Origin of the sequence: Cupriavidus sp. GA3-3, from assembly GCF_000389805.1 — a bacterium.
Taxonomy (GTDB): domain Bacteria; phylum Pseudomonadota; class Gammaproteobacteria; order Burkholderiales; family Burkholderiaceae; genus Cupriavidus; species Cupriavidus necator_D.
Map to the genome: position 1 here is coordinate 252,332 of NZ_KB944461.1, position 26,858 is coordinate 279,189.

The window sequence follows — 26,858 nt, forward strand, 5'->3', positions numbered from 1 at the left end:
AGTGGTTCAGGCAGTGACCGCGGCCAGTGCCGCGTCCAGCCGCTGCCAGGCGTGCGGCTGGTCCGGCGGCAGGCCCAGGCGCAGGCTCGGCGGGCAGCCGCCGGCGGCGTCGAAGCAGCGGGTCCAGACGCCATGTTGCGCGAGCCCGTGCTGCAGCCGTGCGGCGTCGCCATGCGGCACCCAGCAGAACAGCGGATGCATCACCGGCGCCAGGCCATGGCGGTCCAGCAGCGCGGCCAGCTTCGCCCCGCATGCTTGCAGCCGCGCGCGGGTGGCATCCCGCCAGCCGTGGTCGGCCAGCGCATGCCGCGCGACCTCGCGTGCCGGGCCCGATACGGTCCAGTGGCCCAGGCGCTCGCGCAGCGCGTCCAGCAGTGCCGGCTGCGCCAGCACGAAGCCGCAGCGGATGCCGGCCAGGCCATAGAACTTGCCGATCGAGCGCAGCACCACCAGGCCGGCCTTGCCGCTGTGCGCGGCCACCGAGCCATCGGGCAGGCAGTCGATAAAGGCTTCATCGACCAGCAGCGTGCCGCCGCGCGCCGCCAGCTTCGCGTGCCAGCGCAGCAGCGTTGCGGCGGGCAGCATGCGGCCGGTCGGGTTGTTCGGGTTGACGACGACGAGATGGTCGAGCTCGTCGGCCAGCGCCGCCTGCGCGAAAGCCGCTTCATCCAGCGGCGCCACCGCATGGCCCGCGGCAGCGAAGGCCGGCGCGTATTCGCTGTAGCCGAGCGCGGCGATGCCCACGCGGCCCGGGCGCAGCAGACCCGGCAGCGTGCGGATGGCGGCCTGCGAGCCGGCGACGGGCAAGGCCCGCGGCGCGCCGCAGGCCTGTGCGGCCAGCTCGGCCAGTCCGTCGTCATCCTGCGGCAGCCGTTGCCACGCTTGCGCAGGCAGCGCCGGCACCGGATAGCCGTCGGGATTGATGCCGGTGGACAGGTCGAGCCAGTCGCCGGCGGGGCGGCCGTAGCGGCGCACCGCGGCAAGCAGGTCGCCGCCGTGGCGGATCGGGGGCAGGGCGCTGCTCATGCCGGCGTGGCAAGCGCAAGGACGGCCAGCGCGCTGGCGCCTGCCAGCGCCAGCCACAGCCACAAGGTGCGCTCGACCAGCCGCAGGCAGGCCGTCACGTGCGCGGCTTGCGGCGCGGGGCCGGCGCCCAGCGGCGGGCGTTGCTCGATCTCGCCGTGATAGCGCGCCGGGCCGCCGAGTCGCACGCCCACCGCACCGGCGCCCGCGGCCATCACGGGGCCGGCATTGGGACTTGACCATGCCGGCGCCTGCGTGCGCCAGCAATGCAACGCCTGCGCGGTGGCGCCGAGCAGCGCATAGGACAGCGCGGTCAGGCGCGCGGGCACGAGGTTGAGCCCGTCGTCGATGCGCGCCGCGGCCCAGCCGAAATACAGCAGCCGCGGCGTACGGTAGCCCCACATCGCATCGAGCGTATTGGCCAGCCGGAACACGATCACGGCGGGCGCGCCGCCGACCAGGAACCAGAACAGCGCGCCGAAGACCGCGTCGTTGCCGTTTTCCAGCGCCGACTCGCAGGCGGCACGGGCCAGTGCTTCAGCATCGGCATCGGTGGTGTCGCGCGAGACGATGCGCGCGGTCAGCGTGCGCGCGGCGGGCAGGTCTGCCGCGGCAAGGGCGGCGGCGATCGGGGCGATATGCTGGTGCAGGCTGCGCGCGCCGAGTGCGGCGTACAGTGCCACCGCATGCAGCGCCAGGGCGGCAACAGGATGCAGGCCGGCCGCAGCGTCGACCAGCCACCATGCGAGCGTTGCCGGCACCAGCACCAGCACACACCAGCCGGCGAGACCGGCAAGGCGCTGGCGCCAGGGCGCACCGCGGTGCGGCGCAGGGTTGAGCCGCCGCTCAAACGCGGCAGCGATGCGGCCGAAGCCCACCAGCGGATGCCAGCGGCGCGGCTCGCCCAGCCAGAGGTCCAGCAGAACGCCCGTCAGTGCCGCTGCCACGCATGCCGGCCAGGCCAGCATCAGCATGTGGGATCGGCGCCCTTCACCGCAACCGGAATGCCTGCCACCATCAGCCGCACGCAGTCGGCGGCGGCGGCCAGCTTCTGGTTCAGGCGGCCCAGTTCATCGACATAGAAGCGGGTGATGGCGCCCATCGGGATCACGCCGAAGCCGATCTCGTTCGAGACCAGGATCACATGGCCCGGCAGCGTCGGCAGCGCCGTGAGCAGCGCTTCGATTTCCTCGGTGAAGGCATCCGGCGGCGTGATCACGCCATGCTCGGGATACGCGCGGCCGTCGGGGAAGATCAGGTTGTTCATCCACAGCGTCATGCAATCCACCAGGATGCAGCCGTCGTGGCGCGCGTTGGCGTAGAGCGCATCGGCCAGGTGCACCGGCTCTTCCACCAGGCGCCAGTCGGCCGGGCGGCGGGCGCGGTGCAGGGCGATGCGGACCTCGAGCTCCTGGTCGGCGTGCGCCAGGTCCTGGTGCGCGGTGGCGATGTAGGTGACCGGGCCGCCGGTGATGGTGGCATGGTCGGTGGCGAGCTGTTCGGCGTAATGGCTTTTGCCGGAACGCGCGCCGCCCAGCACCAGGGTGAGCTGGCGGTTACCGTGTCCGCCGGCGGCACGCGGCTGGGTGGCGGTGTCGGGGGCGGAGGCGGGTGCGATGGCCGGGGTTTCCATCCGCGTATTGTAGCCGCCGCATCCGGGCATCGCACGGGGGGTGTTGCAGGCACCGGTGCGATAATCCGCCAATGCAGACCGACTCCTCGCAATCCCTGCCGCCGGGTGCCCTGCGCGGCACGCTGATGGTCCAGGGCACGACTTCCGATGCCGGCAAGAGCACCATCGTGGCCGGCCTGTGCCGGGTGCTGGCGCGTGCCGGCACGCACGTGGTGCCATTCAAGCCGCAAAACATGGCGCTGAACAGCGCGGTCACCGCCGACGGCGGCGAGATCGGCCGCGCGCAGGCGCTGCAGGCACAGGCCGCGCGGCTGGCACCGCATACCGACATGAACCCGGTGCTGCTCAAGCCCAGCAGCGACACCGGCGCGCAGGTGATCATCCACGGCCGCGCGCGGCTGGACCTGGATGCGCGCGCCTACCATGCCTACAAGCCCGAGGCGATGAAGGCCGTGCTGGCTTCGCACACGCGCCTGGCGCAGGCCTATGAGGTGGTGCTGGTGGAGGGCGCCGGCAGCCCGGCCGAGGTCAACCTGCGCGAGCGCGACATCGCCAACATGGGCTTTGCCGAGCGCGTCGACTGCCCGGTGGTGCTGGTGGCGGACATCGACCGCGGTGGCGTGTTTGCGCACCTGGTCGGCACGCTCGACTGCCTGTCCGAGAGCGAACGCGCGCGCGTGACCGGCTTCATCATCAACCGCTTCCGCGGCGATGTCGGCCTGCTGGAGCCGGGACTGGACTGGCTGGTGGCGCGCACCGGCAAACCGGTATTCGGCGTGCTGCCCTTCCTGCACGGCCTGCATCTCGATGCCGAGGACGCCATCATCGGCGCGCAAGCGGACAAGGCCGGCACGCCGGCGCAGCGCCTGCGCGTGATCGTGCCGGTGCTGCCGCGCATCGCCAACCATACCGACTTCGACGCGCTCCGCGCGCACCCGCAGGTGGAGCTGCAGTTTGTCGGGCCCGGCATGCCGATCCCGCCCGCGGACCTGGTGGTGCTGCCCGGCAGCAAGAACGTGCGCGGCGACCTGGACTTCATCCGCGCCAATGGCTGGGACGCGGCGCTGGCCCGGCACCTGCGCTACGGCGGCAAGCTGATCGGGATCTGCGGCGGCATGCAGATGCTGGGGCGGCAGGTGCACGATCCCGATGGCCGCGAAGGCCCGGCCGGCAGCAGCGCGGGCCTGGGCTGGCTGGATTTCGAGACCACGCTGGCGGCAGAGAAGCAGCTGCGCCAGGTCGGCGGCCGGCTGGCGCTGGATCAGGCCGATGCGCCGGTGCGCGGCTATGAGATCCACCTTGGCGTCACCACGGGCGCGGGGCTGGAGCAGCCGGCCCTGTGGCTCGAGCGCGGCGACGGCACGGTGCGGCCCGACGGCGCGCGCTCGGCCGACGGCCAGGTGCTGGCCACCTATGTCCATGGCCTGTTCGACGAGCCCGCCGGCTGCCAGGCGCTGCTGCGCTGGGCGGGGCTGGACGGCGCCCAGGAGGTGGACCTCGACGCATTGCGCGAAGCATCGATCGAGCGGCTTGCCGACACCATGACCGCGCACCTGGACCTCGATGCGATGCTGGCGCCGCTGCGGCGCTGACGCATGCGGCACGGCCGCCTGGCGGGGCCCCTGCTAGAATCGCGAATCTTTCGCATTTGCATTCTGCGTGGAGGTGGCCTGTGCGCCATATTCCACGCATGGCAGCATCCGCTCAACGTACTTCAGCCCCCACATGGTCACCGGCCGCCTGCGCGTCGCCCTCGTCAAACTGCACCTGTATATCGGCCTGAGCCTTGGCCTGCTGTTCGTCCTGTTCGGGCTGACCGGCATGACCATTGCCTGGCGGGAGGAACTGGATGCCTGGCTCAACCCTGACCTGCTGGTGGCGTCCGCGCCGATGACGGAGCCGGTGTCGCCGGCCACGGTCCAGGCAGTGACCGAGCGGCTGGCTGCGCCCCCCTATGGCAAGCCCAACCTGCTGATGCTGCCCGTCCATGCCGACGGCGTCTTTATCGCCTGGTACCCGGTCAAGGGGCCCGACGGCGTGGTGCCGGGCCGCTCGCGCCAGGTGATGGTCGATCCGGTCACGCTTGCGGTGAAGGGCGAGCGGGTCTGGGGCGAGGCGGGCCTGTCGCGCCGCCTGTTGCTGCCCACGCTGTTTCACCTGCATCGCTACCTGCTGTCAGGCGACACCGGCAAGACCATCACCGGCGTGGCCGGCATGCTGCTGTTGCTGACCACGCTGGTGGGCGTGGCGGTGTGGTGGCCCAGGATGAAGCTGCGCTCGGTGGTGCAGGCGTTCCGCATCACGCACGGCGGCTCATGGTCGCGCTTCAACTATTCGCTGCATCGCGCGGGCGGCATCCTGGCCGCGCCGGTGCTGGCCATCATCGCCTTTTCGGGCTGGTACCTGAACCTGCCGAAGTGGGTGACACCGATGGTGGCGGGCGTGATGACCGTGACGCCGCCGGTGAAGCACGTCTCGGCACCGGCGCCGGCCGGGGCCCGGCCGCTGGGCGCGGGCGAGATCATGGCGGCGGCGCAGGCCCGGTACCCGCAAGCGCAGGTGACCCGCATCAGCTTCCCGCGCAAGCCGGGCGACGCGTTCGAGATTCGGCTGCGCCAGCCCGGCGAGGTGCGCAAGGATACCGGTGCCACGCGGCTGTGGCTCGATGCCTGGAGCGGCAAGCCGCTGGGCATGCGTGATCCGCGGCAGGCGCCGGCGGGCGACACGCTGCTGAACTGGCTGTTTCCGCTCCATACCGGCGAGGCCTTCGGGCTGCCGGGGCGGGTGTTTATCACGCTGTTCGGGCTGGCGCCGCTGGCGTTTGCCGTGACCGGCGTGCTGATCTGGTGGAAGCGGCGGCGGGGTCATCAGCGGCATGTGGTGAAGGCCGCACAGCGATCCGGCATGCGCCGGGCATGAAAAAAAGCAGGCCGCCGGCCTGCTTTTTTTGCCTGGTGCGGCGCTGCCGCTCAGATTTCCAGGTTATCGATCAGCCGGGTCGCGCCCAGCTTGGCGGCAGTCAGGATTACCAGCGGCTCGCCGGCGAGGAATTCCTCGCGCGTCGGCGCCTGCAGGTCGACGCGCTTGCGGATCGACACGTAGTCCGGCTTCCAGCCGCGCCTGGCCAGCGATTCCTTCGCATTCGCCTCGACCGCAAGCAGGTCGGCCGAAGCGCGGTCGCTGCCCAGCACGGTGTCGCGCACGTCATGCAGCGTGCGGTACAGCACCGGCGCCTCGGCGCGCTCGTCGGGGCTCAGGTAGCGGTTGCGCGACGACAGCGCCAGGCCGTCTTCGGCACGGATGGTCTCGGCGGGGATGATGTCGATCGGCAGGGCAAACTGCTGCACCATGCGGCGCACGATCATCAGCTGCTGGTAGTCCTTCTTGCCGAACACCGCCACGCGCGGCTGCGCGCACGAGAACAGCTTCATCACCACCGTGCACACGCCCTTGAAGAAGCCGGGGCGGAACTCGCCTTCCAGGATGTCGCCCAGGTCATGCGGCGGCTCGACGCGGTATTCCTGCGGTTCGGGGTACATATCGCGCTCGGACGGCGCGAACAGCACGTAGACGCCTTCCTTCTGCAGTTTCTCGATATCGTCCTGCAGCGTGCGCGGGTACTTGTCGAAATCCTCGTTCGGGCCGAACTGCAGGCGGTTCACGAAGATCGATGCCACCACCGGGTCGCCGTGCTGGCGCGCCAGGCGCATCAGCGACAGGTGGCCTTCGTGCAGGTTGCCCATGGTGGGCACGAAGGCAGCGCGGTTCTGGCCGCGCAGTTGGTCGCGCAGCTCTTGGATGGAGGAAATGACTTTCATCTGCCTTGGTGTGCTGGTCGTGGTAGGTGTGACCCGGGCGCCGGTCCGTCGAGGGGCGGCACATGGACTACCGGTCTCGGCCTTCTGTCGGGCGCGGGGCCTTCGGGCACTTGCCTTCGGGGCCTGCACCGTGGGCCATTGGGCCGGCTGTCGGCGGATTGTAGAACATGTTGGGACGGGGCCGGACCCCGCAGCGCGGGTGGGTCAGGTCGGGCTGTACGCCAATCGCACATAAATTGGGGCGAACGGTTCGGCCTGGGTGATCTCCACCAGCGCTTCGCGCGACAGCTCCAGCATGGCGATAAAGTTCACCACCACCACCGGCACGCCCTTGCCGGAGCGCACCGCGTCCTCGAACAGCTCGGAGAATTCCATGAAGCGCGCGTGTTGCAAGCGGCGCAGGATCTGGCTCATGTGCTCGCGCACCGACAGTTCCTCGCGCGAGATCTTGTGGTGCTGGTTGAGCTTGGCGCGCTTGAGCACATCGGCCCAGGCGGCCTGCAGGTCGATCGTCTCCACTTCCGGGAAGCGCGGCGCCAGGCTCTGCTCGATATAGACCTGCGAGCGCAGGAAGTCGCGGCCCAGCTGCGGCACCGTGTCCAGGCGCTGCGCGGCCAGCTTCATCTGCTCGTACTCCAGCAGGCGGCGCACCAGCTCGGCGCGCGGGTCCTCGGCCTCATCGTCGCTGTCGGCCTTCTTGACCGGCAGCAGCATGCGCGACTTGATCTCGATCAGCATGGCCGCCATCAGCAGGTATTCGGCGGCCAGCTCGAGGTTGGTCTTGCGGATCTGCTCGATGTAGGACAGGTACTGCCGCGTGACCTGCGACATCGGGATGTCGAGGACATTGAAGTTCTGCTTGCGGATCAGGTACAGCAGCAGGTCCAGCGGGCCCTCGAAGGCTTCCAGGAAGATCTCGAGCGCGTCCGGCGGGATGTACAGGTCCTGCGGCAGCTTGAACAGCGGCTCGCCGTACAGGCGCGCGAAGGCCATCCCGTCGACCATGTCGGCGGGGCCGGCAGGGCCGGCTGCAACGGCCGGGGCCACGGCAGGCAGCTCGACGGGCAGCGGCAGCTTGTCCTGGTCGCCTGCGCTCATGGGCGGCGTGCGCTCGCGGGGGCGGCGGGAAATCAGTTGTCCTGCGCGTAGACGTATGGCTTCTGCGCCACGCGCGACGCTTCGGCGCGGGCGCGCTCTTCCAGGTCGATCGGCGACTTGTCCCACAGCAGGGCACGGCCGTCGCGCTGTTCGGCCTCCAGCGTCGGGCGCTCTTGCTTGAGCTGCTTCAGGAACTGGGTGATATCGGATTCGTAGATGGCCATGTTCAACCGTGATGCGCCCGCGCGGGCGCCAGATGGGTACAGTGGGCCACGATTTTACAGTATCGGCCCCCCGGAATGCATCCGGGCCGGGTACAAGGCGCCGGAAAGTTCCGGGCATAAGGCCGGGTGTGGTCAAATACCGACTTTGTATGTGTGGACAATCGGCGATGCCGCAAGACACCGCTATTACCGCTGACTCCGCTGGCCGCGCGCGCGTGGCCGTTCGCGTACTGGCCGCGCTGGGCGCGGTGCTGGCGCTGGCGGCCGCCCCGGCGCGCGCCGCCTACAAGGTCGAAGTCGAGGCGCCCAAGCCGATCCGCGAGATGCTGGAAGAGCATCTGGACCTGGCACGCTACCAGGACCGCGCCGACCTTTCGCCGGACCAGCTCGACTATATGATCGAGACCGTCGGCGAGCAGGTGCGGGCGTTCACCTCAACCGAGGGCTACTTCGACCCGACCACCACCACCCGCGTGGAAGGCGAGGGCGACAAGCGCGTGGTCCACGTGATGGTCGACCCCGGCGCGCGCACGCTGATCCGCAATGTCGACGTCCAGGTGACGGGCCCGGCGGCCACGCGTTCGCCCGAACAGGTGGCCGAGCTGCAGGCCAAGTGGGGACTGCCGGTGGGCGAGCCGTTCCGGCAGGGCGACTGGGACAAGGCCAAGGAGGACGCGCTGGTCACGCTGCAGAGCCACAATTACTACGGCGCGCGCCTGGCCGCGTCGCAGGCGCGCGTGGAGCCGGACGACCAGCGCGCGGACCTGTCCGCGCATTACGCCAGCGGCCCGGCCTACCTGCTGGGGCCGCTGAAGGTGACCGGCACGCGCCGCTATCCGCAACAGATCATCTACAACGTCAACCCGCTGAACGAGGGCGAGCCGTACCGCGTGGAGCGGCTGCTCGAGTTGCAGCGCGCGATCCAGAACCAGCCGTACTTCTCCAACGTGCAGGTCGACCTGGAACCGCCCCCGGACGCCGACAAGGCGGCAGACGGCGTGGTGACCGCGCCGGTCTCGGTGCGCGTGCGCGAATATCCGGCGCACCGGCTCAACAGCGGCGTGGGCTTTACCACCGACACCGGCGCGCAGATCGAAGGCCGCTATTCGTACTACAACCTGTTCAACCGCGCCTGGACCTTCGACTCGCAGGCGCGGCTGGAGCAGAAGCGCTCCTATCTGTTCGCCGAGGCCGCGATGCCGCCGGACAGGGGCAACTACCGCAACAGCGTGTACAGCAGCTACGAGCGCACCATCGACATCGAGAACACCGACACCACCAGCCTGCGCGCGGGCCTGAAGCGCTCGCGCTCGCGCGAGAAGTACGACGTGACGACGTCGCTGGATTTCTACTACGACAAGCTGCTGCCGGAGGGCCAGGCCGCCCAGATCAGCAAGGCGCTGGTGCCGGCCTTTGCCTGGACGCGGCGCGACGTCGACAATCCCGTGTTCCCGCGCCGCGGCAACGTGATCAGCACCCAGATCGGCGTGGCCGCCAGGGGATTCCTCAGCGATGCCACATTCCTGCGGCTGTACGGCCGTATCCGCCAGTACATACCGGTGGGCAAGCGCGACCTGGTGGTGGCACGGCTGGAACTCGGTGCCGACCTGACCGGCGACAGCTCCAGCCAGATCCCGGCCACGCTGCGCTTCCGCGCCGGCGGCACCGATTCGATTCGGGGCTACACCTACCAGTCGATCGGCACGCCCAGCGGCTCCAGCATCTTGCCGGCCAAGTACCTGGGCACCGGCAGCCTGGAGTACCAGTACTGGTTCAAGCCGGACTGGGGCGTGGCGGTGTTCTGGGATCTCGGCACCGCCGCCGACAACCTGCGCGGCGTGACCATCTACAACGGCGTGGGCGTCGGCGTGCGCTGGCGCACGCCGGTGGGCCCGCTGCAGCTGGACGTGGGCTACGGCATCCAGGAGCAGCAGTTCCGCCCGCATATCTCGCTGGGGGTGGCGTTCTGATGCGGCACCCTTGTATTTCACGCCTGACCCGGATGCCGGCATGAGCGCCCACGATCTGCCTTCGGTGCCCGGCGGCGATTCGGCCCGGACCCCGATCCCGCCCGCGCCGCGCAAGCGGCGGCGGCTGTGGCGCGTGCTGGCCTGGCTGGTCGGCATCCTGCTGCTGCTGATGGTGGCGCTGGCGGCGGCGGGCGTGGCGGCGCTGCGCACCGAGACCGGCACCCGCCACCTGTGGACGCTGGCCACGCGGCTGTCGGCCGGCATGCTCAGCGGCCGGCTGGAAGGCGGCACCGTGGCGCACGGCCTGCGCCTGCGCGACGTGGTGTTCGCCAGCGGCCAGACGCGCGTGGCGGTGGACCGCGTGGATGGCAACTGGGTGCTCGGCTGGCAGGCGCGGCGCCTGCACGTGCAATGGCTGCGCATTGGCAAGGCCGAAGTGAAGCTCGGCCCGTCCGAGCCGAGCACCGAGCCGATGCAGAAGCCCACCTCGCTCGAACTGCCGCTGGCCATCGATGTCGATTCGCTGACGCTTGAGCGGCTGTCGCTGCTGCAGGGCACGGCGCCCACGGCCGAGCCGATGGTGTTCAGCAACCTGGCCGGCGCGCTGCACAGCGACGGCCAGCGCCACCGCGTCAGCGTGGACAAGCTGGAAACACCATACGGCAAGCTGGCAGCCAACGCCCAGCTGGGCGCACGCGCCCCGTTCGCGCTCAGCGCCGAAGCCTTGCTGGAAAGCAGCTGGCAGGATGAGGCCTTTGCCGTCAATGCCACCGCCAAGGGCAACCTGGACGCGCTGCGAGCCGAGCTGCAGGCCAGCGGCGACCGCATCCACCTGCGCGCAGGCGCCGAACTGACGCCGTTCGGCAAGGTGCCGTTCACGCACCTGCTGGTCGATGGCGATCGCATCAACCCGCGCCTGTTCAGCCCGTCGGCGCCACAGGCCAACCTGACCGTGCATGCCGAGCTGCGGCCGGTGGGCGGCGTGGCGGCGGCTGCCGGCGCGCAGGCGGCCAGCGCCGTGTCGGCATCGCCCCCCCCGGCGGCATCGGGGGTCTCCGCATCCGCCCCTGCGGCCGCGCCTGCGCCCGCACCGCTGGCTGTCGCCGGCGACATCGAGATCAGCAACCTGGAAGCCGGTCCGCTGGACAAGGAGCGGCTGCCGGTGCAGTCGGTGCGCGCCCATGTCGAGCTGAGCGAGATGGCACAGGCCGTCTCGGACCTGCGCGTGGCGCTGGCCGGCAAGGCCGAGATCTCCGGCGGCGGTTCGCTGCGCGGCGGCCGTGGCGGTTTCGACCTGGACGTGCGCAAGCTGGACCCGGCCGCGCTGCATGGCTCGCTGACCAGCGCCAGCCTGTCCGGCCCGGTGGTGGTGCGGATGGAGCCGGGCCGGCAAAGCGTGGCGCTGGACCTGTCGGGCGGGCCGCTCAAGCTTTTCGCCGATGCCAGCATCGATGCCGAGGCGCTCACGCTGGCCACGCTGCGCGCCGCGGTGGGGCCGGGTTTGCTGACCGCGGAAGGCAAGCTCGGCCTGAAGGACAAGCAGCCGTTCAGCTTCAAGGGCAAGCTGGCCTCGTTCGATCCCTCGCGCCTGGCCAAGGTTGCCGCCGGCCGCATCAATGCGGACTTCACCGCGACCGGCGAGATCGCGCCCGAACTCGGTGTGGCGCTGGATTTCGCCGTGCATGAGAGCGAATACGCGGGCCTGCCGATGACCGGCGGCGGCAAGGTGCGCCTGGCCGACGAGCGGCTCTTGCCGAGCGAGGCTTCGCTCAGCATGGCCGGCAACCAGGCCAACCTGCGCGGCAGCTTCGGCGCGCGCGGCGATGCGCTCAAGCTGGCGGTCGATGCGCCGCAGCTGGAGCGGCTCAAGTTTGGCGTGGCCGGCAAGCTCAAGCTCGACGCCACCATCACCGGCACGCTGAAGAAACCCGAAGTGGTGGCCGACTACAACGCGCAGGCGCTGGAAGTGGGCCCGCACAAGGTGGCCAGCGCCAGCGGCCGCGCCGAGGTGCGCGGCGGCCTGGACGGCCCGCTCTCGGTGCAGCTGGCCGCGCGCGACTACCGCGGCCCGCAGGCCAGCCTGAGCACGCTCGACGCCACGCTCGACGGCACCCAGGCCAACCATACCTTCGACGTCAAGGCGGCCGGCAGCCTGAACAAGCGGCCATTGCAGCTGGCGCTGGCGGGGCAGGGCGCGTGGAAGGGCAAGGACGGCTGGAACGGCACCATCCGCACGCTGGAAGAGCGCGGCACCGTCAACCTGCGCCTGGCCGCGCCGACGCAGCTGCTGGTGGCCGACCAGCGGGTGCGCCTGGGCGCGGCGCGCCTGCTGCTGGACCGCGCCACGCTGACCATCGACAGCCTGGACTGGGACCACGGCCGCATCCGCAGCGCGGGCAGCCTGGACGGCCTGCAGGTGGGCCATGTGCTGGAACTGATGGAAACCATCACCGGCGAGAAGCCGCCGGTGCGCTCCGACCTGGTCATCGACGGCCGCTGGAACCTGGCGCTGGCCGAGACCGCGACCGGCTTTGCCGAACTGCGCCGGCGCAGCGGCGACCTCTCGGTCAACGCCGGCCGGGGCTTCACCACGCTCGGCCTGGGCGAGACCAGCCTGCGCGCCGACGCCGGCGGCAACCGTATCGCAATGCGCGGCGGCATGGTGTCGGGCCGCATCGGCAAGGTGGTGGTGGACGCCTCCGCCGGACTGGTGCAGGAGCAGGGGCTGCAGACCGTGGGCCCGGCCTCGACCCTGGGCGGCACGGTCACCGTCGACGTGCCGCGGCTGAAATCGCTGGAAGCGCTGACCGGCCCGCAGTACGCTTTCGACGGCAAACTGGCCGCGGCGATGCGCCTGGCCGGCACGATCGGCGCGCCGCTGCTGACCGGCACCGTCGACGGCGACAACCTCGCCGTCACGCTGTACGACCTGGGCCTGCGCCTGACCGACGGCACTGTGCGCGTGGTGCTGGACCAGAACACGGTCGAGCTCAAGCACGTGGAATTCCACGGCGGCGACGGCAAGATCACGGCCACCGGCAACGTCAAGCTGGGCGAGGCCGATCCCAACCTGACCGGCAAGATCGTCGCCGACAAGCTGCAGCTGTTCGCCAGCCCCGAGCGCACGCTGGTGGTCTCGGGCGACGCCACCATCGCCAACGAGAACAAGCAGGTCGTGATCCGCGGCAAGATCCATGTCGACCGCGGCCTGTTCGACCTGCCCAAGGCCGGCGCGCCGGTGCTGGGCGACGATGTGGTGGTGATCCGGCGCAAGGACCAGCGCGCCGTTAAGACTGCCGCCACGCAGGCGCCGGAGACCAAGCCGGCAAGCAAGTTCAGCCCGGTGATCGACCTGACCGTGGACCTGGGCAACAACTTCCGCTTCCGGGGCGCGGGCGCGGACCTGTTGCTGGCCGGCCAGATGGGTGTCAAGAGCGAACCCCTGGTACCGATGAAGGCCACCGGCACGGTGCGCGTGACCGACGGCACCTATGAAGCCTTCGGGCGCAAGCTGGACATCGAGCGCGGCATCATCAACTTCAACGGCCCGATCGACAACCCGAACATGAACATCCGCGCCATGCGCCGCAACCAGGAAGTGGAGGCGGGCGTGGAGGTGACCGGCACGGTGCGGCTGCCGCGCGTGCGGCTGGTGTCGGAACCCAATGTGCCGGATGAGGATAAGCTCTCGTGGCTGATGTTCGGCTACGGCGCCGAAAGCGCCGGTGCCGGCCAGCAGCGCCAGCTGGGTGGCGCCGCGCTGGGCGGCGCGGCGCTGGGCATGATCGGCGGCAAGGCCGGCAAGGGCATCGTGCAGCATTTCGGCATCGACGAATTCTCGATCGGGCCCAGCACCGCGGGTCTCAATGACCAGCAGGTGGTCAGCATGGGCAAGGCCATTACCGAGCGTATGTCGGTAGGCTATGAGCAAAGCCTGACATCGGCCTCGAACGTGGTGAAGCTGACCTGGCAGTTTTCACGGCGCTGGTCGCTGATTGCCAAGGGCGGGTCCATCAACGGTTTGTCGGTCTTGTTCAACCGCCGCTTCGACAGCTGGGCGAACCTGTTCAGCGGGACCTCGGGTCGCAGCGACACCAGAAGGAGCCAGCAGGATGAGAGCCAGCCAACCAGTCCCGACAGCGCGGCACAGGCAGCCTCGGCAGTCATTGCCGAGCCCGTGCGCCGCTGACGTGCGCCCCTCCACTTTCGCGTCGCCGCGACGCCTTGCCGCCATGGGACTCTTTGCCTCTTTGCTTGCGCTGTTCGGCTGCGACCAGCAGAAGGTCGATGAAGCCATGAAGAAGGCGGGCGAGACCGCCCGCAACACCTGGAACGCGATCAAGCCCGACAGCGAGCTGTTCAAGGGCATCGTCCCCGGTCAGTCCACCGAGGAAGACCTGCGGCGCCAGGCCGGCAAGCCGGAGATCGTCTGGGAAGAGGCCGACGGCGGGCGCCGGCTGGAATACCCGCGCGGCCCCGAGGGCACCACTACCTGGATGGTCACCATCAGCGCCGATGGCAAGGTCGCGAAGATCGAGCAGGTGCTGTCAGCCGAGAACTTCGCACGCGTGCGCGCCGGCATGAGCAAGGACGATATCCGCCGCCTGCTGGGCAAGCCCACCAAGGTGGAGGCATTTGCGCTGAAGAAGGAAGAGGTGTGGGGCTACCGCTGGATGGAGACCGCCACCGACAAGGCCTTCTTCAATGTGCATTTCAACAGCGACGGCACCGTCACCACGACCTCGCGCAGCGACGATCCGTCGAAGATGCAGGGCGGCTGACGCGTGCCCCGGCGGTCAATGGAGCAGGTGGCAGGCGGCCACGTGCGCCGGCGCGGCTGAGCCGGCGGCCGGGTCCAGCCGCAGCATGCGGGGGATCTCGGTGGCGCAGGCCGACACCGCGCGCGGGCAGCGCGGATGGAACTTGCAGCCCGCTGGCGGGTTCAGCGCCGAGCCGATATCGCCCAGGATCAGCCCCTCGGCCGGCTGGTGGTCGGGGTCGGGCCGCGGCGCCGAGCCCAGCAGTGCCTGCGTGTAGGGGTGGCGCGGGGCGCTGAACACCGCGGCGCTGGGCCCGCTTTCGGCCATATTGCCCAGGTACATCACGCCCACGGCCGAGCTGAAGTGCTCCACCAGCGCCAGGTCATGGGCGATCACCACATAGGCCAGGCCGAAGCTGCGCTGGATATCGGACAGCAGGTTGACGATCTGCGCCCGGATCGAGACATCCAGCGCCGAGGTGGGCTCGTCCAGCACGATCAGCCGCGGCTGCAGCGCCAGCGCGCGCGCCACGGCAATGCGCTGGCGCTGGCCGCCGCTGAACTCGTGCGGGTACAGGTCGAGCGCGCCGGGCGGCAGGCCGACGATCTCCAGCAGCTCCAGCAGCCGCCGGCGCAGCGCGGCGCGGTCGCCGCCCTGGCCGTGCGCAAGCAGCGGCTCGGCCAGCAGCATGCCCACTTTCAGGCGCGGATTGAGCGAGGACGACGGGTCCTGGAACACCGCCTGCACCTGGCGCCGGTAGCCCAGCACGCCCTTGCGGTCCAGCGCCAGTACGTCCTGGCCGTCGAAGCGGATGGTGCCGGCGCTGGGGCGCTCAAGCAGCAGCAGCTGCCTGGCGATGGTGGTCTTGCCGCAGCCGGACTCGCCCACCAGCGCATAGGTCTGGCCGGCATCCACGGCAAAGCTGACGCCGTCGACGGCGCGCACTGTGCCGCCGCCGCGCGCGGGGAAATGCTTCTTCAGGTTTTCGACTTCGAGCAGCATGGCGCCTCCTGGGTTCTCAGCCGGCCGAAGCCAGCCAGCAGCTGACCTTGTGGCCGGATTCAAGTTCGATCTCGGGGGGATAGGCGTCATCGCACAGCGGCTTGCGGTGCGGGCAGCGCGCCGCGAAGCGGCAGCCGTGCGGCGGGTCGATCAGGCTGGGCGGGCTGCCCTGGATGGCGTAGAGCCGCTCGCGTTTTTCGCCGAAGTGGGGAATGGCCTGGAGCAGGGCCTGCGTGTAGGGATGGGCGGGGCGCTGGTACAGCGTGCGCACATCGCCGGTCTCGACAATGCGCCCGGCGTACATCACCGCCACCCGGTGGCAGATGCTGGCCGCCACGCCCAGGTCGTGCGTGATCAGGATGATGCCGACACCGGTCTGCGCCTGGATCTTGCGGAACAGCGCCATGATCTGCACCTGGATGGTCACGTCCAGTGCCGAGGTGGGTTCGTCCGCCACCAGCAGGCGCGGCGCGCTGGCAATGGCCATGCCGGTCACCACGCGCTGGCGCATGCCGCCGCTGAACTGGTGCGGATAGTCGTCCAGCCGCGTCTCGGGCGAGGGGATGCGCACGCTGTCCAGCACCTGCACCACCTGGCGCCGGCGCGCCTCGCGGCTGTCGGCGCGGCCATGGTAGCGCAGCGGCGCGCCGACCTGGTCGCCCACCGTGAAGACCGGGTTCAGCGAGGTCAGCGGGTCCTGCGAGATCATCGCGATCTTGCGGCCGCGGTACTGCGTGCTCATGGTCTTCTCGGGCAGCTGCAGCAGGTCCACGCCATCGAGCAGCACCTTGCCGCCCAGTTGCACGCCGCCCTGGCGCGGCAGCAGGCGCAGGATCGACAGGATGGTCATGGACTTGCCGGAGCCGGATTCGCCCACCACGCCCAGGGTCTCGCCTTCATGCACGTGCAGGTCGACGCCGTCCACGGCGCGCACCGTGCCGCGGCGCAGTCCTAGGTGCGTGGTCAGCCCCTGCACCGACAGCATGGGCGCGCCGCGGGGGGAGCCCCCGGCGGCGGGCGTTGGCGACGGGCGTTGCGTCACGTGCGGGTCGGGGCCGGTCATAGCTGCCTCCTTTTCGGGTCGAAGTGGTCGCGCAGCCAGTCGCCCAGCAGGTTGGACGCCAGGCAGGTGGCCATGATGGCCAGTCCGGGCATGGTGATGGCCCACCACGCGTTGGTGATGTAGTTGCGCGCATCGGCCAGCATCAGCCCCCACGACACATCGGGTTGCTGGATGCCGAGGCCGAGAAAGCTGAGCGAGGCCTCGAAGATGATCACCTGGCCCACCTGCAGCGTGGCCAGCACCAGCAGGGTGTTGAGCAGGTTGGGCAGCAGGTGGCGGCGGAAGATGGTGAGCGTGCCGCAGCCGGCCACGCGCGCCAGCGCCACGTAGTCGCGCTGCTTGAGCGACATCACCTCGCCGCGCACGATGCGCGCGTACCAGGTCCAGTAGGTCACCACGATCACCAGCACCACGGTATTGAAGCCCGGGCCCAGCACCGCGGCCAGCACCAGCGCCAGCGCCAGCGCGGGGATCGACATCTGGATATCGACCAGCCGCATGATGAGCGCGTCCAGGCGCCCGCCGAAGTAGCCGGCCAGCATGCCGGCGGCGGTGCCGATGCCGCCCGAGATCAGGATGGCGTACAGCGCGACCACCAGCGAGATGCGCGTGCCGGCCATGATGCGCGAGAGCAGGTCGCGCCCCATGTTGTCGGTGCCCAGCGGATAGGCCCAGCTGCCGCCCTCCAGCCAGGCCGGCGGCTGGAAGGCCAGGCCGAGGTCGAGGCCGTTGGGGTCGTGCGGCAGCAGCGCCTCGCCGCCGATGGCGCAGACCAGCAGCACCGGGAAGATTGCCAGCGCAAACCAGGGCAGGCCACCCAGGTCACGCCGCTGGCGCTTGCGGGCCGGCGCCGCCGTGGCGCTGGCGGGAGGAGCGGCGATCTCAGGCATGGCGGATCCTCGGGTCGATCAGGCCGTAGCTCAGGTCGACCAGCAGGTTGGACAGCACGAACAGCACGGAGGTGAGCATCACGCCCGCCTGCACCACGGGAAAATCGCGCGCGAACACGGCCTCGACCACGGTGCGGCCAACGCCTGGCCAGGCGAAGATGACTTCGACCACGAAGGCGCCGCCCAGCATCGCCGCGAAGTACACGCCGAGGATGGTCACCAGCGGAATCGCCGCGTTGCGCAGCGCGTACTTCCAGATCAGCACGCGCTCGGGCAGGCCCATGGCGCGGCCCATGCGGATGTAGTCGCTGTCCAGCACATCCAGCATGGCCGAGCGCACCACGCGGGTCTGCGCCGCCACCGGATACCAGCCCAGCGCAATCGCGGGCAGCACCAGGCTGTTCCACGAATCGCGCCCGAACGCGGGCAGCCAGTTCAGCTGCACCGCGAAGAACAGGATCAGCAGCAGTCCGACCCAGAAGTTGGGCATGGCCTGGCCGAGCATGGCGAAGACCTTGGCAAAGCGGTCGAACCAGGAGCCGCGGTAGACCGCCGACAGCACGCCGAACGGCACCGCCATCGCAATCGAGAAGCCCAGCGCGGCCAGCGCCAGCTCCACCGTGGCCGGCAGCCGCTCCAGGATCAGCCCCAGTGCCGGTTCCTGCCAGCGGTAGGAGTTGCCGAAGTCGCCGGTGACGGCATGGCCGAGGAAGACCAGGTACTGCGCCACCAGGGGCTGGTCCAGGCCGAGATGGCGGCGCGTTGCCTCGATCACCTGCGGCGGCGCGTCGGCCGGCAGCAGCAAGGCAAGCGGGTCGCCGGACAGGCGCGAGATCAGGAAGATGATCACGCTCGCGCCAAGAATGCTGATCAGGCCGTGCAGCACGCGTTTTGCAATAGGCATGACAGGCTCCGTCGGAGATTCGTCAGCGGGAATGCCGCGCCCGGCACGGGCGCCGGGCGCGGCGGCGGATCAGCGCTGCTTCCAGCTGACTTCCTGGAACGAGCGCCAGTAGTCGCGGATGGGCCAGGGCACGTAGTCGATCTTGTTGTCGCGCCAGGCAAAGGTCACCAGCGGCCGGTAGGTCGGCAGGCCACCCAGCACGCGCTCCTGCTTGAGCCGCGCGATCTGGCGCAGCAGCGCGGTGCGCGCCGCGGGGTCCATGGTCTGGCGCTGCTTCTCCAGCAGCGCGTCGACCTCGGGGTCGCTGGTGTAGGAATAAGTGCCCCAGCCGCCGCCGCCCTGGTAGCTGTGCAAATGGCCGGACCAGGCCAGGCCCGGGTCGCCGGGCAGGCCCTGCGACCACATCCAGCTCAGCACGCCGTCCATCTCCGGCGGGCCCGAGCGGCCGCGCTTGCCCAGGCTGATCCAGGCCCCGTACTCCAGGTTGCGCACCTGGCAGCGGATGCCCACGGAACTCAGGTAGGCATACATGGCTTCGCCCACTTCCTTCACGCCAGGTTCGCGCGGCGTGGTGAGGTTGTAGCAGGGGGTCTCGAAGCCATTGGGGTAGCCCGCCTGCCTGAGCAGCTCGCGCGCACGCTTCTGGTCGAAGGCGTAGGGCTTGAGCTCGGGGTCGTAGCCATTCGACTCCTTGCCCACCTGCGCATAGCGCTCGCCCTGGCCGAACAGCACGCGCTTGATGATGGCGTCGACATCGATGGCGTGCGCGGCCGCCTGCCGCACGCGCACATCGTTGAACGGCGACTTCGGCATCTGCGTATTGAAATTGAGGAAGAGGTTGTTGCCGCTCACCAGCGTGACGGTCTTCACGCCGGGCATCTTCTTGAATTCCTCGATCATCGAAGGCGGCACGTTGTCGATGAAATCGACCTTGCCGGTCTTGAAGGCCGCCACCCGGGTCAGGTCCTCGGGAATCACCTTGATGGTCAGCTCCTTGACGCCGGGCCGTTTCTCCTTGTTCCAGTAGCCGTCAAAGGCTTCCAGCTTCAGCTCGTCCTTGACCGTGCGCGAGACAAACTTCCATGGCCCGGTGCCGACCGGCTTGCGGGCGAACTCTTCTTCGCCGACCTTCTGGATGTACTTCTTGGGCATGGCCCACAGCTGCATGTTGCCGACGATGAACTGCGCATCCGGCTCCTTGAAATGCAGCCTGAAGCGGTGCGCATCCACGATCTCGAAACGCTCGACCGACGAGACATAGTGCGAGAAGAAGCTGCTCTTGGGGTCGCGCTGGCGTTGCCAGGAGAACTCGAGGTCCTCGGAGGTCAGCGGGTCGCCGTTGTGGAAGCGCACGCCCTTGCGCAGCTGCACGTCGAGCACGGGCTTGCCGTCCTTGCCGGTTTCCAGCTTCCAGTTCTCCGCCAGCCAGTTCTCGTCCTTGAGCGCGGCATTGCGGCGCACCAGCATCTCGAAGATCTGGCCGACAAAGTAGTGGTCGACGCCGGCCGAGATCTTGACCGGATCGAGCGTGGTCGACTCCGCGCCGAAGGCGACGGTGAGGCTGCCGGTGGCCGGCGAGGGCGGGGCGGCCTGGGCCGCAGGGATGGTGGCGGCGGCCAGCATGCCGGCCAGCAGGCGGCGCCGGGCGGCGTCGGTCAACTTTACTTGCATGGTGCTCCTCCTGTTGCGCCGTCTCGTGGCGGCGCTGTTGGTGTGAACAACGGATGCGCTCAGCGCGGGAAGCTGCCTTCCAGCTGGCGTACCACCTCCAGCAGGCGCGGGCGCACCTCGTCGAGCAGGAATGACGGGGACAGCCGGAACGACGGTCCGCCCACGTTGATCGCCATGGGCGGCATGCCATGGCCGGGCTCGAAGCCGCGCGCAATGCCGTTGACGTCCGGCTGCCACTCGCCCATCGAGCAGGTCACGCCCAGGGTGAGGTGGTCCGCCAGGCCCTGTTCGATGCCCTGGCGCAGGCGCGGCCATGCCATGTCGTCGACGTCGCGCACCTGTTCCATGAAGGCCTGCCGCTCTTCGTCCGGCACCACCGCCAGCCAGGCGCGGCCGATGGCCGAGGTGGCGACCGGAATGCGCGAGCCGGTATCGAGCGTCAGCGCAATCGCGGCGCAGCTGCGGCAGTGCTCGACATAGATCATCGAGAACCGGTCGCGCGTGCCCAGCGACACCGTGCCGCCGGAAAAGTCCGCCAGCTCCTGCATCAGCGGTCGCGCCACCTTGCGGATGTCCAGCCGCGACAGCATGGCGCTGCCCAGCCGCAGGCAGGCCGTGCCCAGGCTGTACTTGTGGCTGCCTTCGGCCTGCGCCAGATAGCCCAGCCGGGTCAGGGTGGAGGTCAGGCGCGATACGGTCGACTTGGGCAGTCCGCAGCGCCGGGCGATTTCCTGGTTGCCGAGCACGCGGTCGCTGGTGCGGAAGCAGGCCAGCACTTCCAGCCCGCGCGCCAGCGCGGTGACGAAGTGGCGGTCTTCCTTGAAGGCATTGCCGGTGGATCGGTCCTGCATAACCGTTGGCTCCCTCGTTGTGCCGTTGCACGCCAGCCGCGCTTGCTCGACGCGCAGGCGTGCCGGACGCGCGCGCGGCGTCCTGGTCCGGTACGGCGGTACTACCCGACAGCGGTCCCGTTCAGCCGCCGGCCTCGGTATCCAGCAAGGCCTGCAGCTCGACTTTGCGCACCTTGCCGGTGGCGGTCAGCGGGAACTCGGGCAGGATGCGGATCTCGGGCACCTTGTAGACCGCCATCTGCTCGCGGCACCATGCATGCAGCGTGTCGGCAGTGATGCCGTCGGCGTGCTCGGCGCGCAGGCGGATAAAGGCCACCGGCACCTGGCCCTTGTCCGGGTCGGGGCGGCCGACCACGGCCGACCCCAGCACCGCCGGGTGGCGCGACAGCAGCACCTCCAGCTCGGACGGGAACACGCTCATGCCGCGCACCTTGAGCATCTCCTTGCGCCGTCCCAGGAAATGCAGGTAGCCCGCCTCGTCATAGGCACCGATATCGCCGGTGCGGAACCAGCCGTCGCGGAATACCTCGGCATCGACGTCGGGGCGGCCCCAGTAGCCCTTGAACAGCGACGGCGTGCTGACCACGATCTCGCCTTCCGCGCCGACCGGCAGCACCGCGCCGGTGTCGAAGTCGCAGATCTTGATGCGCGTGCCCGGCACCGGCAGGCCGACAAACACCGGGCGGCCGCGCAGGTCCATGTCGTCGTCCTGCATGCCGGTGGTGAAGGTGTCGCTGGTATGGGTCTCGGTCATGCCCCAGGCGCCTTCGGCAATGATGCTGCCGGTCAGCGCATGCCAGCGCTGGCGGATGTCGGGGGTGATCTTGCGGATGAACGAGGCGGCGCGCGTGTGCTGCAGCGAACGCAGGTCGTAGCGGCCGGATTCGGGGTGGTTCATCAGCTCGACCGCGTTGTCGACCACCACGAAGGTGCGGTTGACGCGATAGCGCTCGATCGCGGCCATCACCGCGACCGGGTCCCAGCGCGCCAGCAGCACCACGGTCGCGCCGCTGAAGATCGGATAGATCAGCCCGAGGTTCTCGCCCGCGATCCAGAACATCGGCAGGAAGTTCAGCATCACGTCGCCGGAGCCTTCTGCCAGCCGTTCCGCATCGACACCGCCGGTGAGCGCGTAGGAAGCCGCCGCGGTGTAGACCATGTCGCGCTGCGTGTGCATGCAGCCCTTGGGCAGGCCGGTGGTGCCGCCGGTGTAGTTCAGTGCGGCCAGCGCGTCCATGTCGACCGGGGGCAGTGCGACCGGCGCGGTGTCGCGCAGTGCCTGCAGCAGGTCGATGGTGCCTTCCACGGTCAGCGGGGGCGCGTCGAGGCCCGCTGGCAGCGGCAGGTCCGGCTGTGCCGGCAACATCGCGCCGGCACTGGTGGTGTAGACGGTGCGCAGCCGCGTCTGCGCGCGCACCGACATCAGCAGCGGCGCAAGCTGGTCCTGCACGATGACGGTGGTGGCGCCGGCATCGTTCAGTTCGTAGACCAGCTCCTGTTCCTTGAAGAGCGGGTTGACCGGCACATAGACCGCGCCCAGCTTCAGGATGCCGTAGAAGACCACGTGGAACTGCGGGCAGTTGCCCATCATCACCGCTACCCGGTCGCCCGCGCCCACGCCGCGGCCCTTGAGCAGCGCGGCGCAGCGCTCGGACAGGTTGTCGAGCTCGGCATAGGTCACGGTGGTGCCGTACCAGACCAGCGCGGCGTGGTCCGGGCGCTTGCGCGCCCACGCGCGCAGGTAGTCGCCCAGCGGGGCCTCGCCATGGGGGTAGACCGGTGCGTCGGGCAGGCCTGCGGGCCAGATCTTGCGATGCCGGGCTTCCAGGTCCTCGAAGAACGCCTGTTCGTTCATCTGCTGTCTCCTCTTGCTTTCGCTCTGGTTCTGTCCGCCGCCGCGCCTACCAGGCGTCGACGAAGGTGCGCATCGGGCGCTGGGGATTGGCGGCACCGGCCTCGAGCCCGCTGACCACCCACTGGCGGGTGGCGGCGGGGTCGATCACGGCGTCCAGCTCCAATGCCGCAGCGGCGTTGATGGCATGGCCGCGCTCGTACATCTGCGCCACCAGCTGTTGGTACAGCGCATCGCGCTGCGGGCCGGCCGGCAGCGCTTCCAGCTCCTTGCGGAAGCCCAGCCGCACCGCGCCCTCCAGGCCCATGCCGCCGAATTCGCCGGTTGGCCACGAGACCGTGAAGGTTGGCGCGCGGAAGCCGCCCGCTGCCATCGCCATCGCGCCCAGGCCGTAGCCCTTGCGCAGTACCACCGCCAGGAACGGCACGCGCAGCTTGGCGCCGGCGACGAACATGCGCGACACATGGCGCACCTGGGCGCGGGCCTCGACCTCCGGGCCCACCATGAAGCCCGGCGTGTCGATCAGCGATACGATCGGCAGCCCGTGCGCATTGCACACCTGCATGAAGCGCGCGGCCTTGTCGGCGGCGTCGGCATCGATGGCGCCGCCGAGGTGGCGCGGGTTGTTGGCGAGAATGCCGACGGGCCGGCCTTCGATGCGCGCCAGCGCGGTGTGGATGCCGGTGCCGAAGCCGGCGCGCAGTTCCAGCACGCTGCCCGCGTCGGCCAGGCCGGCGATGGCGGCGCGCGTGTCGTAGACGCGCAGGCGGTTTTCCGGCACCACCTGGCGCAGCGCCAGCGTGTCAGGCGCCTGCCAGTCGTCGACACGGCCCTGGAACATCGACAGGTAATGCCTGGCCGCGGCCACCGCGTCGGCCTCATCGTCGACCAGCAGGTCGACCACGCCGTTGTGGTACTGCACCGTGGCCGGGCCGATATCCTCGGGGCGGAACACGCCCAGGCCGCCGCCCTCGATCATGGCCGGGCCGGCCATGCCGATATTGGCGTTGCGCGTGGCGATGATCAGGTCGCAACAGCCCAGCAGCGCGGCATTGCCGGCAAAGCAGCGCCCGGAGGCGATGCCCACCACCGGCACTTCGCCGCTGAGCTCGGCGAAGGCGGCGAACGAAGGCTGGTACAGGCCGGCCACGGTGGGGAAGTCGATGTCGCCCGGGCGGCCGCCGCCGCCTTCGGCAAAGATCACCGTGGGCAGCCGGTTCCGCAGCGCCACCTCCAGGATGCGGTCGGTCTTGATATGGTTGCGCTTGCCCTGGGTGCCGGCCAGCACGGTGGCGTCGTAGGCCAGCACCGCGCAGCGCGCGCGCTCCGGTGCGAACAGGCTGCCGTTGACGGCGCCGGTGCCGGTGATCAGCCCGTCGGCAGGGGTGTTGGCGATCAGGTCGGCCTCGCTGCGCCGGCTGGCCTGTGCCGCCAGCGCCAGGCCGCCGTATTCGCGGAAGCTGCCGGCATCGCACAGGTCGTCGACGTTTTCGCGCGCGGTGCGCTGGCCGCGCGCATGGCGGCGTGCCACGGCCTCGGGGCGGGCCGCGTCGTACAGGAAGGCATGGCGGTCGAGCACGCGCTGCAGGTCGGCGCGGATCGCCGACGGGTCGGTGTGCTCGGCCTCGCCGTCGGCATGGGCGCCGGCGTCGGCAGGCTCCAGCACCAGCATGACCTGGCCCTCGGCGACTTGCTCGCCGGAAGCGGTGCGCAGGTCGATCACGCGGCCCGCGTGCTCGGCCACGATGGCATGTTCCATCTTCATCGCATCGAGCACGGCCACGGTCTGGCCGGCCTTGACCAGGTCGTTCTCGCGCGCCAGTTCGATCACGCGTCCGTTCATGGACGCGCGCACCGCGCACAGGCCCTCGCCCAGTCGCTCCTCGAAGCTTGCCGTGCTGGAAGGTGCCGCCACCCTGGGGGCGCTGCCTCCTGCGAGGGCCTGCCGCGCCGCGTCCTGCGCCGCAATCTGCGCGGCGCGTTCCAGCAGGGCGGGCAGCGCGGCTTCCATATAGCGCGTATGCACGTGCTGGCTGGCAAAGTCGTCGCGCTCGGCCAGCGCCCGCAGCAGGTCGAGGTTGGTGACGATGCCGCCGATATTGAATTCCCCGAGCGCGCGCTGCAGGCGCCGCACTGCGTCAGCGAAGTTGTCGCTGGCCGAGGTGACGATCAGCTTGGCCAGCAGCGTGTCGTAATGCGCGGACGGTGCATAGCCGGTATAGCCGTGGGTGTCGACGCGCACGTCCGGCCCGGTGGGCGGATCGAAACGCTCCAGCCGCCCCTGTGCCGGACGTGCCAGCCCTTGCGCGTCGGTGGCCTCGGCATTCACGCGCACCTGGATGGCATAGCCGCGCACGCGCGGCGGGTGCTGCGGGTCCAGCCCCAGTTCCGCCAGGCGCCGGCCTTCGGCCAGCCCCAGCTGCACGGCCACCAGGTCCACGCCGGTGACCTGCTCGGTGACGGTGTGCTCGACCTGCAGGCGCGGGTTGGCTTCGATAAAGACAAAGGGCAGGGCCGCGCCATCGCGGCGCGCACCGTCCTCGGGCTCTTCGACCAGGAATTCAAACGTGCCCAGGCTGCGGTAGCGCGCTTCGCGCGCCAGCGTGCAGGCGGCATCGACAATGCGCCGGCGCAGCGCCGGATCGAGCGCCGGGCTGGGCGCGATCTCGACCACTTTCTGGAAGCGGCGTTGCAGCGTGCAGTCACGCTCGCCCAGTGCGATCACATGGTGGCCGTCGCCGGCGATCTGCACTTCGATATGGCGCGCGCGGGCCACCAGCCGTTCGGCGTAGATGGCATCGATGCCGAAGGCCGAGCGTGCTTCGGAGCGGCAGCGCGCATAGGCTTCGGGCAGCGCGTCGCGCTCGCGCACCACGCGCATGCCGCGCCCGCCGCCGCCGCCCACCGCCTTGAGCACCACGCCGGCGCCGTCCTGTTCGTCGAAGAATGCGGTCACCGCATCGAGCGTGGCGCCGCCCGCGGTGGCGGGCATCACCGGTATGCCGCAGCGCGCGGCCAGCGCCAGCGCGCGGCCCTTGTCGCCGAACAGGGCCAGCTGCTCGGGCTCGGGGCCGACAAAGATGATCTCCGCGGCTGCGCAAGCGCTGGCAAAGTCGGCGCGCTCGCTGAGAAAGCCATAGCCAGGGTGGATGGCGTCGCAGCCGGTGGCGCGCGCTGCGCTGATGATGGCGGGAATGTCGAGATAGGCAGCGGCCCCCTGGCCCTGCAGCGCGACAGCTTCGTCGGCCAGCAGGCGGTGCCGGCTGGCATCGTCGTCGGTGGCATAGACCGCCACGGTGGCGATGCCAAGGTCTCGTGCGGCGCGCTGCACGCGCAACGCGATCTCGCCACGATTGGCGATCAGGAGCTTCTTCACAAATGTCCCCTTCCATGCGAAGCGGCGTCGCGCAAGCAGCGTTGCGTGGCCGGCTTCTGTTTTTTGGTTTGTGATTCTGCGAGGTGGAATCTACGCGGCTCGTCCAGGGGTCACAAGCGCGATGCGCCAGAACCATGTATGACATGCCGCGCGTGCATAGCGCGCGAGCGAGGGGGAGGAGGGGTGCTGCCCGTTCTGTTCTGCATTGCAGAATCTCGGGCGGTGTGGCGGGTCGATCCAGAGGCCCGGCTGGCCTTGGATCGCTACCGATGGGACGCGCGGAACATGGCGTTACCGCGGGTTTGCCGCCCTCTCCCGCCAGCGGGAGAGGGGAACGGCAATGAGTGCCCTGCTTCAGCCGATGCGCATGCCCGGCACCGCGCCCTCGTGCGGTTCCAGGATATACAGGCCCGGCGTGGCCTTCTCATCCGCCGCAGACGCAGCCAGCACCATGCCTTCGGACACGCCGAACTTCATCTTGCGCGGGGCCAGGTTGGCCACCACCACGGTCAGCTTGCCGACCAGCTGCTCCGGCGTGTAGGCCGACTGGATGCCGGAGAACACATTGCGGGTGCGGCCTTCGCCCAGATCCAGCGTCAGCTGCAGCAGCTTGTTCGAACCTTCCACCTTCTGGCATTCGACGATCTTCGCGACGCGCAGGTCCACCTTGGCGAAGTCGTCGATGGTGATGGTGTCGGCGATCGGCTCGATCGCCGCGCCCGC

20 protein-coding genes are annotated in these 26,858 nt (G+C 69.8%); 5 read left to right on the top strand and 15 right to left on the bottom strand.

The genetic code is table 11. The features are described 5' to 3' along the window. Positions 1 to 6: 6 nt before the first annotated feature. Genes cobD through cobU form a run of 3 tightly spaced genes read right to left on the bottom strand, consistent with a single transcriptional unit; the run spans position 7 to position 2,686 of the window. Positions 7 to 1,026, bottom strand: coding sequence for a threonine-phosphate decarboxylase CobD (cobD, locus tag C265_RS03875; RefSeq protein ID WP_010814911.1), 1,020 nt, complete (start codon positions 1,024 to 1,026; stop codon positions 7 to 9). Beyond that, the gene (locus C265_RS03880; RefSeq protein WP_010814910.1) at positions 1,023 to 1,997 is read right to left on the bottom strand and encodes a CobD/CbiB family cobalamin biosynthesis protein; all 975 of its coding nucleotides are present in this window, start codon (positions 1,995 to 1,997) and stop codon (positions 1,023 to 1,025) included. Before C265_RS03880 ends, cobD begins: the two co-directional genes overlap by 4 nt. Continuing rightward, a complete protein-coding gene (gene cobU / locus C265_RS03885; RefSeq protein WP_037023640.1) occupies positions 1,991 to 2,686 on the bottom strand; it encodes a bifunctional adenosylcobinamide kinase/adenosylcobinamide-phosphate guanylyltransferase in 696 nt (231 codons plus the stop codon). Before cobU ends, C265_RS03880 begins: the two co-directional genes overlap by 7 nt. A gap of 41 nt (positions 2,687 to 2,727) precedes the next feature. Here cobU and C265_RS03890 point away from each other — a divergent pair, with 41 nt between their 5' ends. Both C265_RS03890 and C265_RS03895 read left to right on the top strand, forming a co-directional pair. Continuing rightward, complete coding sequence (locus C265_RS03890; RefSeq protein ID WP_037023541.1) at positions 2,728 to 4,248, top strand: cobyric acid synthase; 1,521 nt, start codon at positions 2,728 to 2,730, stop codon at positions 4,246 to 4,248. Between the two features lie 133 nt (positions 4,249 to 4,381). Continuing rightward, positions 4,382 to 5,575: a PepSY domain-containing protein gene (locus tag C265_RS03895; RefSeq protein ID WP_010814907.1), complete on the top strand. Its 1,194-nt coding sequence runs from the start codon at positions 4,382 to 4,384 to the stop codon at positions 5,573 to 5,575. A 50-nt stretch (positions 5,576 to 5,625) separates the two neighbouring features. Here the strand turns inward: C265_RS03895 and panC are convergent, their stop codons facing one another. The 3 genes from panC to C265_RS03910 all read right to left on the bottom strand — a co-directional run bounded on the left by panC (position 5,626) and on the right by C265_RS03910 (position 7,796). Continuing rightward, positions 5,626 to 6,474: a pantoate--beta-alanine ligase gene (gene panC / locus C265_RS03900; RefSeq protein ID WP_010814906.1), complete on the bottom strand. Its 849-nt coding sequence runs from the start codon at positions 6,472 to 6,474 to the stop codon at positions 5,626 to 5,628. A 204-nt stretch (positions 6,475 to 6,678) separates the two neighbouring features. Continuing rightward, a complete protein-coding gene (locus tag C265_RS03905; RefSeq protein WP_010814905.1) occupies positions 6,679 to 7,572 on the bottom strand; it encodes a ScpA family protein in 894 nt (297 codons plus the stop codon). Positions 7,573 to 7,604: 32 nt separating this feature from the next. Next, entirely contained in the window at positions 7,605 to 7,796 is a 192-nt protein-coding gene (locus C265_RS03910; protein WP_010814904.1) for a DUF3460 family protein, read from the bottom strand. A gap of 167 nt (positions 7,797 to 7,963) precedes the next feature. Here C265_RS03910 and C265_RS03915 point away from each other — a divergent pair, with 167 nt between their 5' ends. From C265_RS03915 to bamE, 3 genes are read left to right on the top strand one after another with little or no spacing between them, the layout of a single operon-like run. Continuing rightward, the gene (locus tag C265_RS03915; protein WP_010814903.1) at positions 7,964 to 9,766 is read left to right on the top strand and encodes an autotransporter assembly complex family protein; all 1,803 of its coding nucleotides are present in this window, start codon (positions 7,964 to 7,966) and stop codon (positions 9,764 to 9,766) included. Between the two features lie 40 nt (positions 9,767 to 9,806). After that, complete coding sequence (locus tag C265_RS03920; RefSeq protein ID WP_010814902.1) at positions 9,807 to 13,955, top strand: translocation/assembly module TamB domain-containing protein; 4,149 nt, start codon at positions 9,807 to 9,809, stop codon at positions 13,953 to 13,955. A gap of 43 nt (positions 13,956 to 13,998) precedes the next feature. Then, positions 13,999 to 14,547, top strand: coding sequence for an outer membrane protein assembly factor BamE (gene bamE / locus C265_RS03925; protein WP_010814901.1), 549 nt, complete (start codon positions 13,999 to 14,001; stop codon positions 14,545 to 14,547). 15 nt (positions 14,548 to 14,562) lie between these two features. Here the strand turns inward: bamE and C265_RS03930 are convergent, their stop codons facing one another. The 9 genes from C265_RS03930 to metG all read right to left on the bottom strand — a co-directional run. After that, entirely contained in the window at positions 14,563 to 15,528 is a 966-nt protein-coding gene (locus tag C265_RS03930; protein ID WP_010814900.1) for an ABC transporter ATP-binding protein, read from the bottom strand. A 16-nt stretch (positions 15,529 to 15,544) separates the two neighbouring features. Continuing rightward, on the bottom strand, positions 15,545 to 16,591 hold the full coding sequence (locus C265_RS03935; protein ID WP_010814899.1) for an ABC transporter ATP-binding protein: 1,047 nt from the start codon (positions 16,589 to 16,591) through the stop codon (positions 15,545 to 15,547). Next, entirely contained in the window at positions 16,588 to 17,481 is an 894-nt protein-coding gene (locus tag C265_RS03940) for an ABC transporter permease (protein ID WP_010814898.1), read from the bottom strand. The genes C265_RS03935 and C265_RS03940 overlap by 4 nt, the downstream gene beginning before the upstream one ends. Then, on the bottom strand, positions 17,474 to 18,385 hold the full coding sequence (locus tag C265_RS33120) for an ABC transporter permease (RefSeq protein ID WP_010814897.1): 912 nt from the start codon (positions 18,383 to 18,385) through the stop codon (positions 17,474 to 17,476). Before C265_RS33120 ends, C265_RS03940 begins: the two co-directional genes overlap by 8 nt. Before the next feature lie 69 nt (positions 18,386 to 18,454). Beyond that, positions 18,455 to 20,056: an ABC transporter substrate-binding protein gene (locus C265_RS03950; protein ID WP_010814896.1), complete on the bottom strand. Its 1,602-nt coding sequence runs from the start codon at positions 20,054 to 20,056 to the stop codon at positions 18,455 to 18,457. A 59-nt stretch (positions 20,057 to 20,115) separates the two neighbouring features. Beyond that, positions 20,116 to 20,907 carry an IclR family transcriptional regulator gene (locus C265_RS03955; protein ID WP_010814895.1) on the bottom strand — a complete coding sequence of 264 codons (792 nt, stop codon included), beginning with the start codon at positions 20,905 to 20,907 and terminating at the stop codon, positions 20,116 to 20,118. Positions 20,908 to 21,028: 121 nt separating this feature from the next. Continuing rightward, positions 21,029 to 22,762, bottom strand: coding sequence for an AMP-binding protein (locus C265_RS03960; protein WP_010814894.1), 1,734 nt, complete (start codon positions 22,760 to 22,762; stop codon positions 21,029 to 21,031). A gap of 46 nt (positions 22,763 to 22,808) precedes the next feature. Further along, on the bottom strand, positions 22,809 to 26,135 hold the full coding sequence (locus C265_RS03965) for a carboxyl transferase domain-containing protein (protein ID WP_010814893.1): 3,327 nt from the start codon (positions 26,133 to 26,135) through the stop codon (positions 22,809 to 22,811). A 354-nt stretch (positions 26,136 to 26,489) separates the two neighbouring features. After that, a partial coding sequence (gene metG / locus C265_RS03970; RefSeq protein WP_010814892.1) for a methionine--tRNA ligase subunit beta occupies positions 26,490 to 26,858 on the bottom strand: 369 nt, incomplete at its 5' end.

Excerpts from the sequence above, each read along its gene's own strand:
- C265_RS33120 (WP_010814897.1), bottom strand. The coding sequence starts at position 18,385 with ATGCCTATTGCAAAACGCGTGCTGCACGGCCTGATCAGCATTCTTGGC.
- C265_RS03955 (WP_010814895.1), bottom strand. The coding sequence starts at position 20,907 with ATGCAGGACCGATCCACCGGCAATGCCTTCAAGGAAGACCGCCACTTC.
- C265_RS03935 (WP_010814899.1), bottom strand. The coding sequence starts at position 16,591 with ATGACCGGCCCCGACCCGCACGTGACGCAACGCCCGTCGCCAACGCCC.
- C265_RS03930 (WP_010814900.1), bottom strand. The coding sequence starts at position 15,528 with ATGCTGCTCGAAGTCGAAAACCTGAAGAAGCATTTCCCCGCGCGCGGC.
- C265_RS03940 (WP_010814898.1), bottom strand. The coding sequence starts at position 17,481 with ATGCCTGAGATCGCCGCTCCTCCCGCCAGCGCCACGGCGGCGCCGGCC.
- C265_RS03920 (WP_010814902.1), top strand. The coding sequence starts at position 9,807 with ATGAGCGCCCACGATCTGCCTTCGGTGCCCGGCGGCGATTCGGCCCGG.
- C265_RS03905 (WP_010814905.1), bottom strand. The coding sequence starts at position 7,572 with ATGAGCGCAGGCGACCAGGACAAGCTGCCGCTGCCCGTCGAGCTGCCT.
- C265_RS03880 (WP_010814910.1), bottom strand. The coding sequence starts at position 1,997 with ATGCTGATGCTGGCCTGGCCGGCATGCGTGGCAGCGGCACTGACGGGC.
- C265_RS03960 (WP_010814894.1), bottom strand. The coding sequence starts at position 22,762 with ATGAACGAACAGGCGTTCTTCGAGGACCTGGAAGCCCGGCATCGCAAG.
- cobU (WP_037023640.1), bottom strand. The coding sequence starts at position 2,686 with ATGCCCGGATGCGGCGGCTACAATACGCGGATGGAAACCCCGGCCATC.
- panC (WP_010814906.1), bottom strand. The coding sequence starts at position 6,474 with ATGAAAGTCATTTCCTCCATCCAAGAGCTGCGCGACCAACTGCGCGGC.
- C265_RS03915 (WP_010814903.1), top strand. The coding sequence starts at position 7,964 with ATGCCGCAAGACACCGCTATTACCGCTGACTCCGCTGGCCGCGCGCGC.
- C265_RS03890 (WP_037023541.1), top strand. The coding sequence starts at position 2,728 with ATGCAGACCGACTCCTCGCAATCCCTGCCGCCGGGTGCCCTGCGCGGC.
- cobD (WP_010814911.1), bottom strand. The coding sequence starts at position 1,026 with ATGAGCAGCGCCCTGCCCCCGATCCGCCACGGCGGCGACCTGCTTGCC.
- bamE (WP_010814901.1), top strand. The coding sequence starts at position 13,999 with ATGGGACTCTTTGCCTCTTTGCTTGCGCTGTTCGGCTGCGACCAGCAG.
- C265_RS03895 (WP_010814907.1), top strand. The coding sequence starts at position 4,382 with ATGGTCACCGGCCGCCTGCGCGTCGCCCTCGTCAAACTGCACCTGTAT.
- C265_RS03950 (WP_010814896.1), bottom strand. The coding sequence starts at position 20,056 with ATGCAAGTAAAGTTGACCGACGCCGCCCGGCGCCGCCTGCTGGCCGGC.
- C265_RS03910 (WP_010814904.1), bottom strand. The coding sequence starts at position 7,796 with ATGGCCATCTACGAATCCGATATCACCCAGTTCCTGAAGCAGCTCAAG.